This window comes from Pantoea sp. AN62 (assembly GCF_050432985.1).
Taxonomy (GTDB): Bacteria; Pseudomonadota; Gammaproteobacteria; order Enterobacterales; family Enterobacteriaceae; genus Pantoea; species Pantoea brenneri.
Genome location: NZ_JBNPYB010000009.1, coordinates 48,597 through 64,248, shown reverse-complemented (window position 1 = coordinate 64,248; position 15,652 = coordinate 48,597). Strand labels below are relative to the sequence as shown.

Genomic DNA, 15,652 nt, shown 5'->3' with positions numbered 1-15,652 from the left:
CTTGTGAGATATCTCTTACAAGGCGTGTGCGAGATCGTCAGATGTAGCTTGAGACTTCTGGATGGCCGGGATGTAAAAATATTGTGAATCATCGACTTAATGGCATTAGTCTGAAATTGTTTCGCTAAGATGCTGAACTTACGCTTTTAGTCACTTGTATGCACAATTAGTTCTGTCAGAATATCTCGCACTGGCAGGATGCTGGGGACAAAGATATCGTCAGGATGAGGATAAGCCAGGAGGCGGGAACGTAACGGAGTTTACGGCACACGGAAGGTTTCAGGCTGAAACAGGACCGCTCAGGATTGAGCAAGGGACACCTCCAGGATGGAGAATGAGAGCCCCTCAGAAGAGGTGGTGGGCCAGGAGGCTAAGGATTCATCAGGATGATGCGCGACAGGAGTTCGCACTGGACAAGTTGTCACGGAAGAGCAGGGAGCATTAACGTAGCGGGATGGCTGCAAACGAACCGGGAGCACTGTTTTTACAGTGCTCCCTTTTTTTGTGCCTGCGCCAACAAGTGATATGCTTGCCGCCCGTTTTTTTACTGTCCGCTGGAGGTGGCGCATGACGCCCGAACAATTGATTACGCAGCGGCTGGAGCAGGTTGAAGCGGTGTTGCGTGAGCACGATCTCTGGCAAAGCACACCCCCTGATGCCAGCGCTTTCGACAGCCGCGAGCCGTTTTGCCTTGATACGCTCGAACCGCTGCAATGGCTGCAATGGGTGTTGATTCCCCGAATGCACGCCCTGATTGCGGCCCGGCATCCACTGCCGCAAAACTTCGCTGTTGCCCCCTATTATGAAGTGGCGCTGGTGCCTGACCAGCCCGGTGTTGCGCCGCTGTTACTGACGCTGCGTCAGCTTGATGCGTTACTGAAGGATGCGGCGGTCTGATGCTGGAAATTATTTATCAGGACCGCTGGCTGGTGGCGGTGAACAAACCGAGCGGCTGGCTGGTGCATCGTAGCTGGCTGGATCGGCATGAGACGGTGTTTGTCATGCAGACGGTGCGCGATCAGATCGGTCAGCATGTGTTTACCGCGCATCGTCTGGATCGTCCTACCTCCGGCGTGCTGCTGATGGGATTGTCCAGCGAAGCCGGACGGCTGCTGTCGCAGCAGTTTGAGCAACATCAGATGCAAAAAACCTACCATGCGGTAGTACGCGGCTGGCTGGAAACCAGCGGTACGCTGGATTATCCGCTGGTAGAAGAGCTGGACAAAATAGCCGATAAGCATGCCACTGAAGAACGTACGGCGCAGCCGGCGGTCACCGACTATCAGTCACTGGCCACGGTGGAGATGCCGGTGGGTATTGGCCGCTATGCGACATCGCGCTATAGCCTGGTTGAACTGTCTCCGAAAAGCGGTCGCAAACATCAGCTGCGCCGGCACATGTCGCACCTGCGTCATCCGATCATCGGCGACTCTGCACACGGCGATCTGCGGCAGAACCGCGGCGCAGCGCAGCACTTCGGCGCTAACCGCCTGATGCTGCATGCCAGCAGCCTGGCGCTGTCCCATCCGGTCACCGGCGAGCCGTTGCTGATCCGTGCCGGGCTGGATAGTGTCTGGCAGAATCTGATGACACAGTTTGGCTGGCAGGATCGCATTCCTGAGGTGCCGCGGGTTGAGTTTGCGGCGGCGCCAGGACAGGATAACGTTTCAGAATAAGGGAGAAGGCAGATGGCAAAGATTGGCATTTTTGTGGGCACGGTATACGGCAATGCGTTGCTGGTGGCGGAAGAGGCAGAGCCGATTCTGCAACAGCAGGGCCACAGCGTGACGGTGTTTGAAGATCCGACGCTGGCAGACTGGCAGGCCTACGCCAGTGATGTAGCGTTGATTGTCACCTCTACCACCGGACACGGCGATTTTCCCGATACCATTTCGGGGCTGTTCCACGCGGTAAAAGATAAGCTGGGTCATCAGCCGACGCTGCGTTATGGCGTCATTGCACTGGGTGACAGCAGTTATGATCATTTTTGTGGCGCGGGTAAAACCTTTGATGCGTTGCTGCAGGAGCAGAGTGCCCAACGGGTGGGTGAAGTCCTGCTGGTTGATGCCAGTGAAAATCCCGAGCCGGAAGCGGTCACTTCTCCGTGGGTTGAGGCTTGGGGCGCGCTGCTGTAATCCGTAACTGCTTTGCGCCCTGCGCCGGCCTCAGGCGTTTTATTGCCGTGGTAGCGGACGAGAACCGGCCCGGATCGCCGCCGTGGCAATCCGGGCGCAGCCTGTGATCAGGTAATCGGTGCCGGGTTAAACACCGCCAGCTGGTTACGTATTCCCCAGCGATCTGACCAGGTCTGTTTGCGGCCGCTGGCAATATCCAGAATCAACTCAAACAGTCGCCAGCCAACCTGCTCAATACTCTCCTCGCCGGTTGCGATAGTCCCGGCATTAATATCCATCAGATCGTGCCAGCGTTCGGCCAGCGCATTACGCGTTGCCATCTTGATCACCGGAATGGCCGCCAGTCCGTACGGCGTACCGCGCCCGGTGGTAAACACCTGCAGGGTAATGCCGGAGGCCATCTGTTGGGTCCCGCAGACGAAATCACTGGCGGGGGTGGCGGCGTAAATTAATCCGCGACGGGTAGGGCGCTGTCCCGGTGACAGCACTTCTACAATCGCGCTGCGGCCCGATTTCGCAATGGAGCCGAGCGCTTTTTCGACCACGTTGGCCAGCCCGCCTTTTTTATTGCCGGGCGAAGGGTTAGCGCTGCGGTCAGTCTGACCCTGGTTGAGATAGTCGTCATACCAGGCCATCTCCTCCAGTAAGCGCTTACCAACCTCTTCATTAATCACCCGCGGCGTCAGCAGATGAATCGCATCACGAACTTCCGTGACTTCAGAGAACATCACCGTGGCACCACAACGCACCAGCAGATCTGAGGCAAAGCCCACGGCGGGATTGGCGGTCACGCCAGAGAAGGCATCGCTGCCGCCGCACTGCATGCCGACGATCAGCTCTGAGGCGGGACAGGTTTCGCGCTGGCGCTGATTCAGTCGCTTAAGGTGGCGCTCGGCGACCTGCAATATTTCGTCAACCATTGCACCAAAGCCCACCAGCTTTTCATCCTGCAGACGCACAATGTCATGCTCCTCCAGCGAGATCGGCTGTACGTCTGGCGTGCCGGTCAGCAGCCGTTCCGGCTGTAATTTTTCGCAGCCCAGACTCACAATCATCACTTCGCCGCCGAAATTGGCGTTCAGCGCCAGGTTGTGGATGGTGCGAATCGGCACTACAGCCGCCGGGGCATTGATCGCCACGCCGCAGCCATAAAGATGATTCAGGGCGACAACGCCATCGACGTTGGGATAGCGCGGCAGCAAATCACGCTCAATCAATTGCACAACATGATCCACCACGCCCGCCACGCAGTGCACGCTGGTGGTGATGCCGAGCAGGTTACGCGTTCCGACGCTGCCATCGGCGTTGCGATAGCCTTCGAAGGTATAGCCTTCCAGCGCAGGCAGTTCGGCAGGGACCTGCGTCGCCAGCGGCAGGCTGGCCAGCGGCGGCGCTTCCGGTAGCGTCACCAGGGACTCATCAATCCAGCTGCCCTCAGCAATATCGCGCAGCGCATAACCAATGATTTCGCCGTAGCGCACAATTGCTGCGCCCTGCGCAATCGCGCTCAGCGCAACTTTATGCCCTTGCGGCACATGCTCAGTCAGCGTCAGGCCATCAGCAAAACGGGTGCCGGCTGGCAGTCCGAGGCTGTTAACCACAATTGCGACGTTGTCGTGCTCATGGACTTTGATATAGAGCGGTTGTTCGGTTGTTGTTGGGGTCATCGCTCACCTTCCCGTCTGTCGTACCGTACTTGTGCGGTGCGTTGTTGTCGTGGTGTTACCTGTCAGTCGCTCACTGTTTGCCAGCTTCAGTATAAGGAGGCGCTGTGGGCTGTACATTGTGCAATTGACCGGCTTTGAAAAGATTTATAGCCCCGTTTTGGGTCGATTAACCAAAAGCAAGTGAAGACCCTCACAAACAGCGTGGGAAACCGGCTTTCTGGCCGGTTACGCGTCCGATATTTACAGGTTCCGTGAGCCATGCCGCAGGATTCTGTGCAAACGCCAAATAATCCCGCAAACATCAATTCTATTCCAGGGCGATACTCCAATGTCATCGCTGCAGGCTGTTCTTATACTGATTTTCGTTAACCCAGGTCAGGTTATCCGTCACGACGCTTTACCCGGTTTGTTGCCTGTTGCACCGGCCTTGTCCGCCCATCGCTGATGAGGTGCTGTTAACCGGCAGGCAGTCGCTGAAACAGCGAAGGGGTAATAAAGATTTGCCAAAAAAAAAAGATCGCCGTGTTTAACCTCATTTCTCTCTGATACCCAACGCGATGTGTATGCAGTCAGAGCGAATGTAGCTCACGCTATATTTCAGGAGTGCATCATGAATAGTTTCAGCCAGACAGCGGAAGCGGTGCAGAAGCGCACCAATGCCCGTTACTGGATTGTGGTGATGTTATTTATTGTTACCTCATTCAACTACGGTGACCGCGCAACCATTTCGATTGCCGGTTCGGCGATGTCCAAAGATATAGGCCTCGATTCAGTCGGACTTGGCTATATCTTCTCCGCCTTCTCATGGGCGTACGTTATTGGTCAGATTCCGGGCGGCTGGCTGCTCGACCGCTTCGGCTCAAAACGCGTCTATTTCTGGAGCATCTTTACCTGGTCGCTATTTACCTTCCTGCAAGGGTTTGTCGACCTGTTCAGCGGCTTCGGTATCATCATGTCATTGTTTATGCTGCGTTTCCTGGTAGGGCTGGCCGAAGCACCTTCCTTCCCTGGCAACAGCCGCATTGTCGCGGCCTGGTTTCCGGCGCAGGAGCGCGGCACGGCGGTGGCGATCTTCAACTCGGCACAATACTTCGCTACCGTCATCTTCGCGCCGATCATGGGCTGGCTGGTCTCTTCAGTGGGCTGGGCACACGTATTCTGGTTCATGGGTGGACTCGGCATCATCCTCAGCTTCATCTGGCTGAAAGTGATCCACGATCCCACCGATCACCCTGGCGTGAATAAAGCCGAACTGGAGTATATGGAACAGGGCGGTGCGCTGATCAATATGGATGTCAAAAAGGATAGCCGCAAAGTGAGCTGGAGCGAGAAGTGGTTCCAGATCAAACAGCTGCTGACCTCACGCATGATGTTAGGCATCTACCTCGGTCAATACTGCGTTAACGCCTTAACCTACTTTTTCATTACCTGGTTCCCGGTCTATCTGGTACAGGCGCGCGGCATGTCGATTCTTAAAGCGGGCTTTATTGCCTCGATTCCGGCGGTGTGCGGCTTCCTCGGCGGCGTCCTGGGCGGGGTGATTTCCGACTGGCTGATGCGCAAAACCGGCTCGCTGAATATCGCGCGTAAAACGCCGATAGTGCTCGGCATGCTGCTCTCCATTTCGATGGTGATGTGTAACTACACCGATACCGAGTGGGTGGTAGTGTTCTTCATGGCGCTGGCGTTCTTCGGTAAAGGAATCGGTGCGCTGGGCTGGGCGGTGATGGCAGATACCGCGCCGAAAGAGATCAGTGGCCTGAGCGGCGGTCTGTTCAACATGTTTGGTAACTTTTCTGGCATCGTGACGCCTATCGCCATCGGTTACATCATCGCCACCAGTGGATCCTTTGAAGGCGCGCTGATTTATGTCGGTATTCACGCCTTTGTCGCCGCATTCAGCTTCCTGGTGATAGCGGGCGATATCAAACGTGTCGAACTGAAAACCTGGTCCGGTAAGGATGCCTCATGAATACACAAAGTTCACCGGTGATCACCGGGATGCAGGTTATCCCGGTCGCCGGTTATGACAGCATGCTGCTCAATATTGGCGGTGCGCACAACGCCTGTTTTACCCGCAACATTGTGGTACTCACCGACAGCGCCGGTCACACCGGCGTCGGTGAAGCGCCAGGCGGCGACACCATCTATCAGACGCTGGTTGAGGCGATTCCGCAGGTCAAAGGCCAGCAGATTGCGCGAATGAACCACCTGGTGCAGCAGGTGCACAAGGGCAATCAGTCGGCTGACTTCACCACTTTCGGTAACGGTGCCTGGACCTTTGAGTTGCGGGTCAATGCGGTGGCGGCGCTGGAAGCGGCGCTACTCGATCTGCTGGGACAGTGCCTCGGCGTGCCGGTGGCAGAGTTACTGGGGCCCGGCAAGCAGCGTGATGAGGTCACGGTGCTGGGCTATCTGTTCTACCTTGGCGATCGCCGCAAGACCGATCTGCCTTATCTGAGCGGTGAACAGGCCAGTCATGAGTGGTATCACCTGCGTCATCAGGAAGCACTGAGTAGCGAAGCGGTGGTGCGACTGGCAGAGGCGGCGCAGGACAAATATGGCTTTAAAGATTTCAAACTCAAAGGCGGCGTGCTGCCAGGCGAACAGGAGATCGCAACCGCCGCGGCGCTGAAGCAGCGCTTCCCGGATGCGCGCATTACCGTCGATCCCAACGGGGCCTGGCTACTGGATGAAGCGATCGCCCTGTGCAAAGGAATGGCGGATGTCCTGAGCTATGCCGAAGATCCCTGCGGTGCAGAACAGGGCTACTCAGGACGCGAGGTAATGGCGGAGTTCCGGCGCGCCACTGGCTTACCGGTCGCCACCAACATGATCGCCACCAACTGGCGCGAGATGAACCACGCGGTGATGCTCAACGCAGTCGATATTCCGTTAGCCGATCCGCACTTCTGGACGCTGAGCGGTGCCGTGCGGGTGGCGCAACTGTGCGACGAATGGGGCCTGACGTGGGGCTGCCATTCCAATAACCACTTCGACATTTCGCTGGCGATGTTTACCCACGTTGGCGCAGCGGCACCGGGTAATCCGACCGCCATTGATACCCACTGGATCTGGCAGGAGGGCGATCAGCGCCTGACCAAAAATCCCCTTCAAATCCGCAACGGCAAAATCACCGTGCCGGATGCGCCAGGCCTCGGCATCGAGCTTGACTGGGACCGCGTGCATCAGGCCCATCAGCTTTTCCAGTCACTGCCTGCGGGTGCCCGTAACGACGCCACAGCGATGCAATATCTGATTCCCGGTTGGACATTCGACCGTAAGCGCCCGGCATTTGGCCGCGCAACAGCATAAGGAGCAGGAGATGAGTTCAACACCGAAAGTTACCGCCATGCAGGTCATTCCGGTTGCCGGCCACGACAGCATGCTGCTTAACCTCAGCGGCGCGCATTCGCCGTTCTTCACCCGCAACATTGTGATTATCAAGGATAACGCTGGCCACACCGGCGTCGGCGAAATCCCGGGCGGTGAAAAAATCCGTCAGACGCTGGAAGATGCGGCTTCGCTGGTGATTGGCAAAACTGTGGGTGAATACAAAAACATCCTCAGCCTGGTGCGCAGCACCTTTGCCGATCGGGATGCCAGCGGGCGCGGCACCCAGACCTTTGATCTGCGCACCACTATCCATGTGGTGACCGGCATTGAAGCGGCGCTGCTCGACCTGCTGGGTCAGCATCTGGAGGTGAATGTGGCCTCGCTGCTGGGTGACGGACAACAGCGCGACCGCGTTGAGATGCTCGGCTATCTGTTCTATATCGGCGACCGCCGCAAGACGTCCCTGCCTTATCAGAGCCAGGAGAGCGATCCCTGTGACTGGTATCGCCTGCGCCACGAAGAGGCGTTAACCCCGGAGACGGTGGTACGGCTGGCGGAAGCGGCTTATGAAAAATACGGTTTTAACGATTTCAAACTGAAGGGCGGCGTACTGCGCGGTGGCGAAGAGGCAGAAGCAGTTACCGCACTGGCGAAGCGTTTCCCCGAGGCGCGTATCACCCTCGATCCTAACGGCGCCTGGTCGCTGAACGAAGCCATCATGCTGGGTAAGCAACTGAAAAATGTGCTGGCCTACGCTGAAGATCCCTGTGGTGCAGAGCAGGGCTACTCAGGACGGGAAGTGATGGCGGAGTTCCGTCGCGCCACGGGTATGCCGACCGCCACCAATATGATCGCCACCGACTGGCGGCAGATGGGCCATACGCTGTCATTGCAGTCGGTCGATATTCCGCTGGCCGATCCGCATTTCTGGACAATGCAGGGCTCGGTGCGGGTTGCGCAGATGTGCCATGACTTTGGCCTGACCTGGGGTTCGCACTCGAATAACCACTTCGATATTTCGCTGGCGATGTTTACCCACGTTGCCGCCGCCGCGCCGGGCGCAATCACCGCGATTGATACCCACTGGATCTGGCAGGAGGGCAATCAGCGCCTGACCAAAGAGCCGTTCCAGATCAAAGGCGGCATGGTGCAGGTGCCGCAGAAACCGGGTCTCGGCGTTGAGCTGGATATGGATCAGGTGATGCAGGCCAATGCGCTGTATCAGAAGCAGGGGCTGGGCGCACGCGATGATGCTCAGGCGATGCAATTTCTGGTGCCGGGATGGACCTACGACAATAAACGTCCCTGCCTGGTACGTTAACCTTTTCGGCTCCCCCGGGGAGCCACCGCCACAGGAGTTAACCATGAGTAATGCAGCCTGGCCGAATGGATTTCGTCGTCGTTTGTTAGCGGGTGAAACCCTGATCGGCAGCTGGTGTGCGCTTGCCAGCCCGATTTCTACCGAGATTTTAGGTCTGGCCGGTTTTGACTGGCTGGTACTGGATGGCGAACATGCGCCAAACGATATCACCACCTTTGTGCCGCAGCTGATGGCGCTGAAGGGCAGTCACAGTGCGCCCGTGGTGCGTCCTCCCTGCAATGAGCCGGTAATCATCAAGCGGCTGCTCGACATCGGCTTCAGTAACTTCCTGGTGCCGTTTGTTGAGACGGAAGAGGAAGCGCTGCGCGCAGTGGCATCAACCCGCTATCCTCCCGCCGGCATCCGCGGCGTGTCGGTTTCGCATCGCAGCAACATGTACGGCACCCTGCCGGACTACAACAGCAGCATCAACGACAACATCACCGTGCTGGTGCAGATTGAAACCCAGCAGGCGGTGGACAACATCGACGCCATCGCAGCGGTAGATGGAGTTGACGGCATCTTTGTTGGCCCGGGCGATCTCTCCGCCGCTCTCGGCTATCTCGGTCAGCCAGCACACCCGGAAGTGCTGAAAGTGATTAAACACATCTTCGAACGCGCCAAAGCCGCGGGCAAACCCAGCGGCATTCTGGCGCCGGTGGAAGCCGATGCGCGCCGCTACCTGGAATGGGGCGCAACCTTCGTGGCGGTCGGCAGCGATCTCGGTGTGTTCCGCAACGCCACACAGGCGCTTTGCGACAAATTTAAGCGCTAATCAATCAAGGGGAAACGCAATGAAAATTGGATTTATCGGCCTGGGAATCATGGGCAAACCAATGAGTAAAAATCTGGTGAAAGCCGGTTATTCGCTGGTGGTCCGTGACCATAATCCTGAGAACGAAGCGGAACTGGTTGAGCTGGGCGCGACCGTTGCGAAATCAGCCAGAGAGCTGGCTGAGCAGTGTGACGTGGTGATCACCATGGTGCCTAATTCGCCACAGGTCAAAGAGGTCTGTCTCGGCGAAGAGGGCATTATCGCGGCGGAAAAACCGGGCCTGATTGTGATCGACATGAGTTCAATCGCCCCGCTTGCCAGCCGCGAAGTTCACGATGCGCTGGCGACAAAGCAGATCAAAATGCTGGATGCGCCGGTCAGCGGCGGCGAACCCAAAGCGATCGAAGGCACGCTGTCAGTGATGGTGGGCGGCGACAAAGCGGTCTTCGATCACTGCTACGACATCATGAAAGCGATGGCGGCCTCGGTGGTCCATACCGGCGATATCGGGGCGGGCAACGTGACCAAGCTGGCTAATCAGGTGATTGTGGCACTGAACATTGCCGCGATGTCCGAAGCGTTATCACTGGCAACCAAGGCGGGCGTTAATCCGGATCTGGTTTATCAGGCGATCCGTGGCGGCCTGGCGGGCAGTACCGTGCTGGACGCCAAAGCGCCGATGGTGATGGATCGCAATTTTAAGCCCGGCTTCCGTATTGATCTGCATATCAAGGACCTGGCGAATGCGCTGGATACCTCACACGGCGTTGGCGCGCACCTGCCGCTGACGGCGGCGGTGATGGAGATGATGCAGGCGCTGCGTAATGATGGTCAGGGTTCATCCGACCACAGCGCGCTTGCCTGCTATTATGAGAAGTTAGCGAAGGTTGAAATCGCCCGCTAAAACCCGGTGCCGGTGTCTGCGGATGCCGGACTGGTTTCAGAGCATTTCAATCCCTTAACAGCGCTCGGATTGCCTATGAAAATCGTAATCGCACCGGATTCATATAAAGAGAGTTTGTCCGCCCTGGATGTGGCATCGGCGATAGAAACGGGTTTCCGTGAAATTTTCCCCGATGCGCATTATGTGAAAATACCGGTCGCCGACGGTGGTGAAGGCACGGTAGAAGCGATGGTGGCGGCGACGAAAGGAAAAATCGTCAGGTTAAAGGTTACCGGGCCGCTTGGCGCGCAGGTCGACGCTTTTTATGGTTTGTCCGGTGACGAGCGCACGGCCTATATCGAAATGGCGGCTGCCAGTGGCCTCGAACGGGTGCCCGCCGCGCAACGCGATCCGCGGGTGACCACCTCCTTTGGCACCGGCGAACTGATTAAAAACGCGCTGGATAAGGGCGTCGGACATATCATTATCGGCATCGGCGGCAGCGCCACCAATGACGGCGGGTCTGGCATGATGCAGGCGCTCGGTGCCCGACTGCTGAACGCCCAGGGCAGTGAAATCGGTTATGGCGGCGGCGCACTGCCTGACCTCGCCTCGATTGATATCAGCCAGCTGGATAGCCGCATTTCACAGTGCCGGATCGAGGTGGCCTGTGATGTGACCAATCCGCTGACCGGCGAAGAGGGTGCCTCGGCGATTTTCGGCCCGCAAAAAGGGGCGACGCCGGCGCTGGTGCAGCAGCTTGACCAGGCGCTGGCCCACTACGCGGCGATTATTCACCGCGATCTGGATATCGATGTGTTGCATATTCCCGGCGGTGGCGCGGCGGGAGGTATGGGAGCGGCGCTGCATGCGTTTTGTCAGGCTGATTTACGCCGCGGTATTGAGATTGTCACCGAAGCGCTGGGGCTGGCGGAACAGGTCAGGGACGCCGATCTGGTGATTACCGGTGAAGGGCGCATCGACAGCCAGAGTATTAATGGCAAGGTGCCGATTGGCGTCGCCAGCGTGGCAAAACGCTTCAATAAGCCGGTAATCGGCATCGCTGGCAGCCTGACGGCGGATGTCGGCGTGGTGCATCAGCACGGTATTGATGCGGTATTCAGCGTGCTCTACAGCATCTGTTCACTGGACGAGGCGCTGGCCAGCGCCGGCAGGAACGTCCAGCTGACCGCACGTAACGTCGCGGCGACGCTGAAGCTGGCCGGTTTCCGCTAACCGGGCGGGCAATTCAGCGCGTCGGCATTGCTGATGACGCGCTGTCTGATGAAGGCTGAGTCACCCGCCGGTGCGGCAGCAGGGCAATGCCGTGCCGGTATTATTCGACGCCCAGTATCCGCCGGGCTTCTCTGGCGACATTCTCCATCTCATCTTGCAACTCCAGCAGTTCAGGTTCCAGCGCGGCAATATCGCTGGCCTGAAGCAGTTCGCGCTCCAGCTGATGGCAAAGTTGCTTCATGCGTGGCACGCCGCTGTAGCTGGCGCTGCCGTGCAGCTTGTGAATGATCTCACGCAGCGCGCTCACCTCATTACTGGCCATAAACTGCGCGATTTTTGCGTGGACCTCAGGTAAAAACTCCAGCAGCATCCGCAGCAGATCGCGCGCCAGATCCGGCTTGTTGGCTGCCTGTCGCAGCGCCAGCTGCCAGTCGAGCGTCGGCAGAATGTGCGGCAGTTCCGGAACTGCGGCGGCTGGCGGTGGCGTGTAGCGCGCCAGGAGCTGGCTTAGCTTACTTTCATCAATCGGTTTGGCCAGATAGTCATTCATCCCCGCTTTAATCAGCTGTTCGCGCTCGCCGTCAATCGCATGGGCGGTGACCGCGACAATCGGCGTACTGGCATGATGTGGCAGGCTGCGAATGATTTCGCTGGCGCGGATACCGTCAATATCAGGCATCTGAATATCCATCAGGATCACATCCAGCGCCTGCTGGCGGGCTTCGCGAATCGCGTGTTCGGCACTGTTACACAGCACGATGCGTTGTACCTGCTCCTCAAGTAAAGCGCCGATCAGCTTGAGATTGGCCGGATTGTCATCCACCGCCATCACCGTTAACGGCAGGCGCGGCGAAAGCGGCAGTTCACTGCTCTGACGGGTGTGCAGATCCAGCAACATCGGCAGCAGGCGGGTCAGAGAGATCGGTTTAGCGATACAGCTATCAATGCCGCGCACCTTCAGCTCATCGGCCAGCAGCATCATCGGGCTGGGCAGTGCCATCAGCACATGATCGGCCCGATCCAGCAGGGCATTAATCTGGCTTTCCGCCAGTAACTGATGCTGGCTGACATTAACCGGCATCGCCATCAGCAGCAGCGGATAGTGCGCCTCGCTTAAGCCCTCCAGCGTCTCGCTGTAATCGATCTGCAGCGGCGTCGCGCTTAACATCTCCAGTGCCGCCCGGGCTACTGCAGGATTGGCTTCCACATAGGCGATACGCGCATGCGACAGCGCCTCCAGCACCCGTGGCATACCTGGCGCATTCGGGTTGAGATCCAACTGCACCCGAATCACGAAGGTGGAGCCGTGATCGGGCTGGCTGCTGAAGGTGATTTCCCCGCCCATCTCCCGCACCAGTTTCTGGGTGATCACCAACCCCAGTCCGGTCCCGCCGTGACGGCGAGAAATGCTGGCGTCCGCCTGACGGAACGCCTGGAACAGCTGGGTCTGCTGCTGCTCAGAGATGCCGATACCGGTATCCTCGACCTGAATTTCCAGCTCGACCCGGGTATGGGTGATTACCCGCTGTCCGACGCGCAGGCCAATGGTGCCTTTTTCGGTAAATTTAATCGCGTTGCCAATCAGGTTGATCAGGATCTGCTGCAGGCGCAGCGCGTCGCCAATCACGTTATCCGGTACGCTGCTGTCGCACACTACCGTCAGCTCCAGACCTTTGTCATGGGCCGACGGTGCCAGCAGCACCAGGGTTTCATCTAGCGTGGCGCGCAGCGGGAAGGGGATCGCCTCCAGCATCAGCTTGCCCGCTTCCAGCTTCGAGAAGTCGAGTACATCGTTGATAATGCTGAGCAGATTATTGGCCGAGCGCTCAATGGTCTGCATGTAATCGCGCTGGGTGGCGCGCAACTGGGTCTTAAGCATCTGACGGGTAAAGCCGAGTACGCCATTCAGCGGCGTGCGCAGTTCATGCGACATGTTGGCTAAAAATTCGGACTTGATGCGGGCGGCTTCCTGTGCCCGTTTTTTCGCCAGATCCAGCTCAACGTTCTGAATCTCCAGCTGCTCCAGCGTCTCGCGCAGGTCGTAGGTCGCCTGATCGATATTATGCTGCATCTCTTCGTGGTAGGCAGTAAGCGACATCGCCATCGCGTTGATGCCGTTTTTAAGAATGCTCAGCTCCCCCAGCATGTAGCCTTCGACCCGGCTGTCGAGCTGACCCCGACGAATCCGGTCCACGGTGGTGACCATATTGCGGATCGGGCCGGTGACGTCGCGCATCAGGCGGTAGGCGAACAGCATCGCAATACAGAGACAGAACAGCAGCATCAGCGTCGCGACAAACACTTCTTTGTACTGCTGCAGCCGCACCGACTGCAGATCCAGCTCAATCGCCACATAGCCCAGCGGATTACCCGCCGGTTTGGCATCTTCATCCGGTAATTCGTCCACGTCATAGCGTTCGGTGGTAATCGGGGTACGCAGAATCAGCAGACTGCCGTGCCGTTCCATTGAGACATCATCGGGCAGGGCGCGAATATCATCCTGCTGCAGCAGGCTCAGGTTCTGCTTGTGGTTGGAGGTGACGTAGAGTTGGTTATGGTTGTCGAACACCGAAATCGCCCGGACAATACCGGAGTGGCGGCGGTGCAGCAGACTGACCAGTTCGCGCATCGCATCGCGATTATGCCAGGTCATGCTGTATTCGCTGGAGATCGCCAGCGGTTCGATGATGTTGGCACCGGCATCCATCACCTGCCGTTGCAGTTCGTTGTAGCGATGCACCACAAAAAATGAGCTGAGCAGCAGGCCAACCATCAGCGTGGGTGCCAGGATTAAAATCATCATTCGCGCCCGCAGGCTGTATTTGGTCATAATAGTCGCCTGGCTACTCCGGCTTAACGTCCCTGTGCATCCGTCGACAAACCTGTGCACATCGTTTTTAGAGAAAGAGAATTAACAACACTATGGCGCAATTTTACGCTGCAAAACAGCGCGTGGCGACGCAACAACGCCTTACCGTCACCATTGAAGAGCTTGATCCGTTCGGGCAGGGCGTGGCGCGTCATAAAGGCAAAACCATTTTTGTCAGCGGTGCGCTGCCTGGCGAACAGGCAGAAATTACGCTGACAGAGGATAAACGGCAATTTGCCCGAGCGAAAGTGACGCGGCTGTTAAACACCAGTCCGGCGCGCGTCACGCCGCGCTGTCCGCATTTTCAGCGTTGCGGTGGCTGCCAGCAGCAGCATGTGGAAGTGGCACTGCAGCAGCAGAGCAAAGCCCGGGCGCTGAGCCGGATGCTGAGCCAGGCGGCACAGCAGCCGGTGGCGGTTGATGAGGTGATTGCCGGTGAGCCCTGGGGCTATCGCCGTCGCGCCCGGCTGGGCCTGCAGTGGCACAACAAGCAGCAGCGCCTGCAGATGGGCTTCCGCCAGGAAGCGAGCAACGATCTGGTCGATATCCAGCAATGCCCCATTTTGATGCCCGAACTTGAGGCATTGATCACGCCGCTGCGTCAGTGCCTGAGTGGCTTACGCGCCGTCAGGCGCCTCGGCCACGTTGAGCTGGTGCTGGCGGACAACGGTCCACTGATGATCCTGCGCCATCTTGATGCGCTGCAGGCGGAAGACCGTGAAAAGCTGGAACAGTTTTCGCATAAGCATCAGCTGATGCTGTTACTGGATGCAGGTGATGAGACATTAACGCCGTTAACCGAAGCGAAGCCGTTTTATCACTCTCATCAACTTAAGCTAACCTTCAGTCCACAGGATTTCATTCAGGTAAATGATGCGGTGAACCAGCAGATGGTGGCACAGGCGCTAAGCTGGCTCGATCTGCAGCCGGAAGACCAGGTGCTGGACCTGTTTTGCGGTATGGGAAACTTCACACTTCCTATCGGAATCTTCGTACAAAATGTAGTTGGTGTGGAGGGCATTGCAGCATTAGTACGGCAGGCAGCGTATAATGCTGAGCTGAATAATCTTAAAAATGTTCGCTTTTTCCAGCATAACCTGGAGGAAGACGTGTCGCGCCAGCCGTGGGCGGCACAGGGATTTAACAAGGTATTACTCGATCCGGCTCGTGCCGGGGCTGCTGGCGTTATGGCGCATGTGGTTAAACTTGCACCAGAACGCGTGGTCTATGTTTCGTGTAATCCCACCACACTCGCGCGTGACAGCCAGACATTGCTGTCAGCGGGCTACCAATTGGAAAGGGTCGCGATGCTGGATATGTTCCCTCATACCCGTCATCTCGAATCCATGGTGCTGTTCAGAAAAACAGAAGCGATGGGCTAAGTCGCTGTG

Annotated in this window: 12 protein-coding genes; 10 read left to right on the top strand and 2 right to left on the bottom strand. The window is 57.7% G+C overall.

The genetic code is table 11. The annotated features are described in order from the left end of the window. Positions 1-567 precede the first annotated feature (567 nt). Genes FHW04_RS12080 through FHW04_RS12070 form a run of 3 tightly spaced genes read left to right on the top strand, consistent with a single transcriptional unit; the run spans position 568 to position 2,135 of the window. The gene (locus FHW04_RS12080) at positions 568-897 is read left to right on the top strand and encodes a YqcC family protein (RefSeq protein ID WP_031374723.1); all 330 of its coding nucleotides are present in this window, start codon (positions 568-570) and stop codon (positions 895-897) included. Next, positions 897-1,676, top strand: coding sequence for a tRNA pseudouridine(65) synthase TruC (truC, locus tag FHW04_RS12075; protein ID WP_089561194.1), 780 nt, complete (start codon positions 897-899; stop codon positions 1,674-1,676). Before FHW04_RS12080 ends, truC begins: the two co-directional genes overlap by 1 nt. 12 nt (positions 1,677-1,688) lie before the next feature. Continuing rightward, positions 1,689-2,135 (top strand): flavodoxin, encoded by a 447-nt coding sequence (locus tag FHW04_RS12070; RefSeq protein WP_031374725.1) that lies wholly within the window; start codon positions 1,689-1,691, stop codon positions 2,133-2,135. A gap of 107 nt (positions 2,136-2,242) precedes the next feature. Here the strand turns inward: FHW04_RS12070 and garD are convergent, their stop codons facing one another. Next, a complete protein-coding gene (gene garD, locus FHW04_RS12065) occupies positions 2,243-3,802 on the bottom strand; it encodes a galactarate dehydratase (RefSeq protein WP_069728888.1) in 1,560 nt (519 codons plus the stop codon). Positions 3,803-4,412: 610 nt separating this feature from the next. Between garD and FHW04_RS12060 the strand changes: the two genes are divergently transcribed. The 6 genes from FHW04_RS12060 (at position 4,413) to FHW04_RS12035 (ending at position 11,392) form a co-directional block, all read left to right on the top strand. Continuing rightward, positions 4,413-5,774, top strand: coding sequence for an MFS transporter (locus FHW04_RS12060; RefSeq protein ID WP_031374727.1), 1,362 nt, complete (start codon positions 4,413-4,415; stop codon positions 5,772-5,774). Next, positions 5,771-7,117 (top strand): enolase C-terminal domain-like protein, encoded by a 1,347-nt coding sequence (locus FHW04_RS12055; RefSeq protein WP_031374728.1) that lies wholly within the window; start codon positions 5,771-5,773, stop codon positions 7,115-7,117. The genes FHW04_RS12060 and FHW04_RS12055 overlap by 4 nt, the downstream gene beginning before the upstream one ends. Before the next feature lie 10 nt (positions 7,118-7,127). Further along, the gene (gudD, locus tag FHW04_RS12050) at positions 7,128-8,459 is read left to right on the top strand and encodes a glucarate dehydratase (protein ID WP_031374729.1); all 1,332 of its coding nucleotides are present in this window, start codon (positions 7,128-7,130) and stop codon (positions 8,457-8,459) included. 43 nt (positions 8,460-8,502) lie between these two features. Beyond that, positions 8,503-9,273, top strand: coding sequence for a 2-dehydro-3-deoxyglucarate aldolase (gene garL, locus FHW04_RS12045; RefSeq protein WP_031374730.1), 771 nt, complete (start codon positions 8,503-8,505; stop codon positions 9,271-9,273). A 19-nt stretch (positions 9,274-9,292) separates the two neighbouring features. Continuing rightward, on the top strand, positions 9,293-10,177 hold the full coding sequence (gene garR / locus FHW04_RS12040; RefSeq protein WP_046289597.1) for a 2-hydroxy-3-oxopropionate reductase: 885 nt from the start codon (positions 9,293-9,295) through the stop codon (positions 10,175-10,177). Positions 10,178-10,252: 75 nt separating this feature from the next. Then, positions 10,253-11,392, top strand: a complete 1,140-nt coding sequence (locus FHW04_RS12035; protein WP_031374731.1) for a glycerate kinase — start codon at positions 10,253-10,255, stop codon at positions 11,390-11,392. Positions 11,393-11,492: 100 nt separating this feature from the next. Here FHW04_RS12035 and barA read toward each other — a convergent pair whose 3' ends face one another. Then, positions 11,493-14,222: a two-component sensor histidine kinase BarA gene (gene barA / locus FHW04_RS12030; RefSeq protein ID WP_031374732.1), complete on the bottom strand. Its 2,730-nt coding sequence runs from the start codon at positions 14,220-14,222 to the stop codon at positions 11,493-11,495. 92 nt (positions 14,223-14,314) lie between these two features. Between barA and rlmD the strand changes: the two genes are divergently transcribed. After that, positions 14,315-15,643, top strand: a complete 1,329-nt coding sequence (gene rlmD, locus FHW04_RS12025) for a 23S rRNA (uracil(1939)-C(5))-methyltransferase RlmD (protein ID WP_031374733.1) — start codon at positions 14,315-14,317, stop codon at positions 15,641-15,643. Positions 15,644-15,652 lie beyond the last annotated feature (9 nt).

What these genes read in the sequence shown, in the direction of transcription:
- FHW04_RS12035 (WP_031374731.1), top strand. Translation starts at nt 10,253, where the DNA reads ATGAAAATCGTAATCGCACCGGATTCATATAAAGAGAGTTTGTCCGCC.
- FHW04_RS12060 (WP_031374727.1), top strand. Translation starts at nt 4,413, where the DNA reads ATGAATAGTTTCAGCCAGACAGCGGAAGCGGTGCAGAAGCGCACCAAT.
- gudD (WP_031374729.1), top strand. Translation starts at nt 7,128, where the DNA reads ATGAGTTCAACACCGAAAGTTACCGCCATGCAGGTCATTCCGGTTGCC.
- rlmD (WP_031374733.1), top strand. Translation starts at nt 14,315, where the DNA reads ATGGCGCAATTTTACGCTGCAAAACAGCGCGTGGCGACGCAACAACGC.
- garL (WP_031374730.1), top strand. Translation starts at nt 8,503, where the DNA reads ATGAGTAATGCAGCCTGGCCGAATGGATTTCGTCGTCGTTTGTTAGCG.
- garR (WP_046289597.1), top strand. Translation starts at nt 9,293, where the DNA reads ATGAAAATTGGATTTATCGGCCTGGGAATCATGGGCAAACCAATGAGT.
- garD (WP_069728888.1), bottom strand. Translation starts at nt 3,802, where the DNA reads ATGACCCCAACAACAACCGAACAACCGCTCTATATCAAAGTCCATGAG.
- FHW04_RS12055 (WP_031374728.1), top strand. Translation starts at nt 5,771, where the DNA reads ATGAATACACAAAGTTCACCGGTGATCACCGGGATGCAGGTTATCCCG.
- FHW04_RS12080 (WP_031374723.1), top strand. Translation starts at nt 568, where the DNA reads ATGACGCCCGAACAATTGATTACGCAGCGGCTGGAGCAGGTTGAAGCG.
- FHW04_RS12070 (WP_031374725.1), top strand. Translation starts at nt 1,689, where the DNA reads ATGGCAAAGATTGGCATTTTTGTGGGCACGGTATACGGCAATGCGTTG.
- barA (WP_031374732.1), bottom strand. Translation starts at nt 14,222, where the DNA reads ATGACCAAATACAGCCTGCGGGCGCGAATGATGATTTTAATCCTGGCA.
- truC (WP_089561194.1), top strand. Translation starts at nt 897, where the DNA reads ATGCTGGAAATTATTTATCAGGACCGCTGGCTGGTGGCGGTGAACAAA.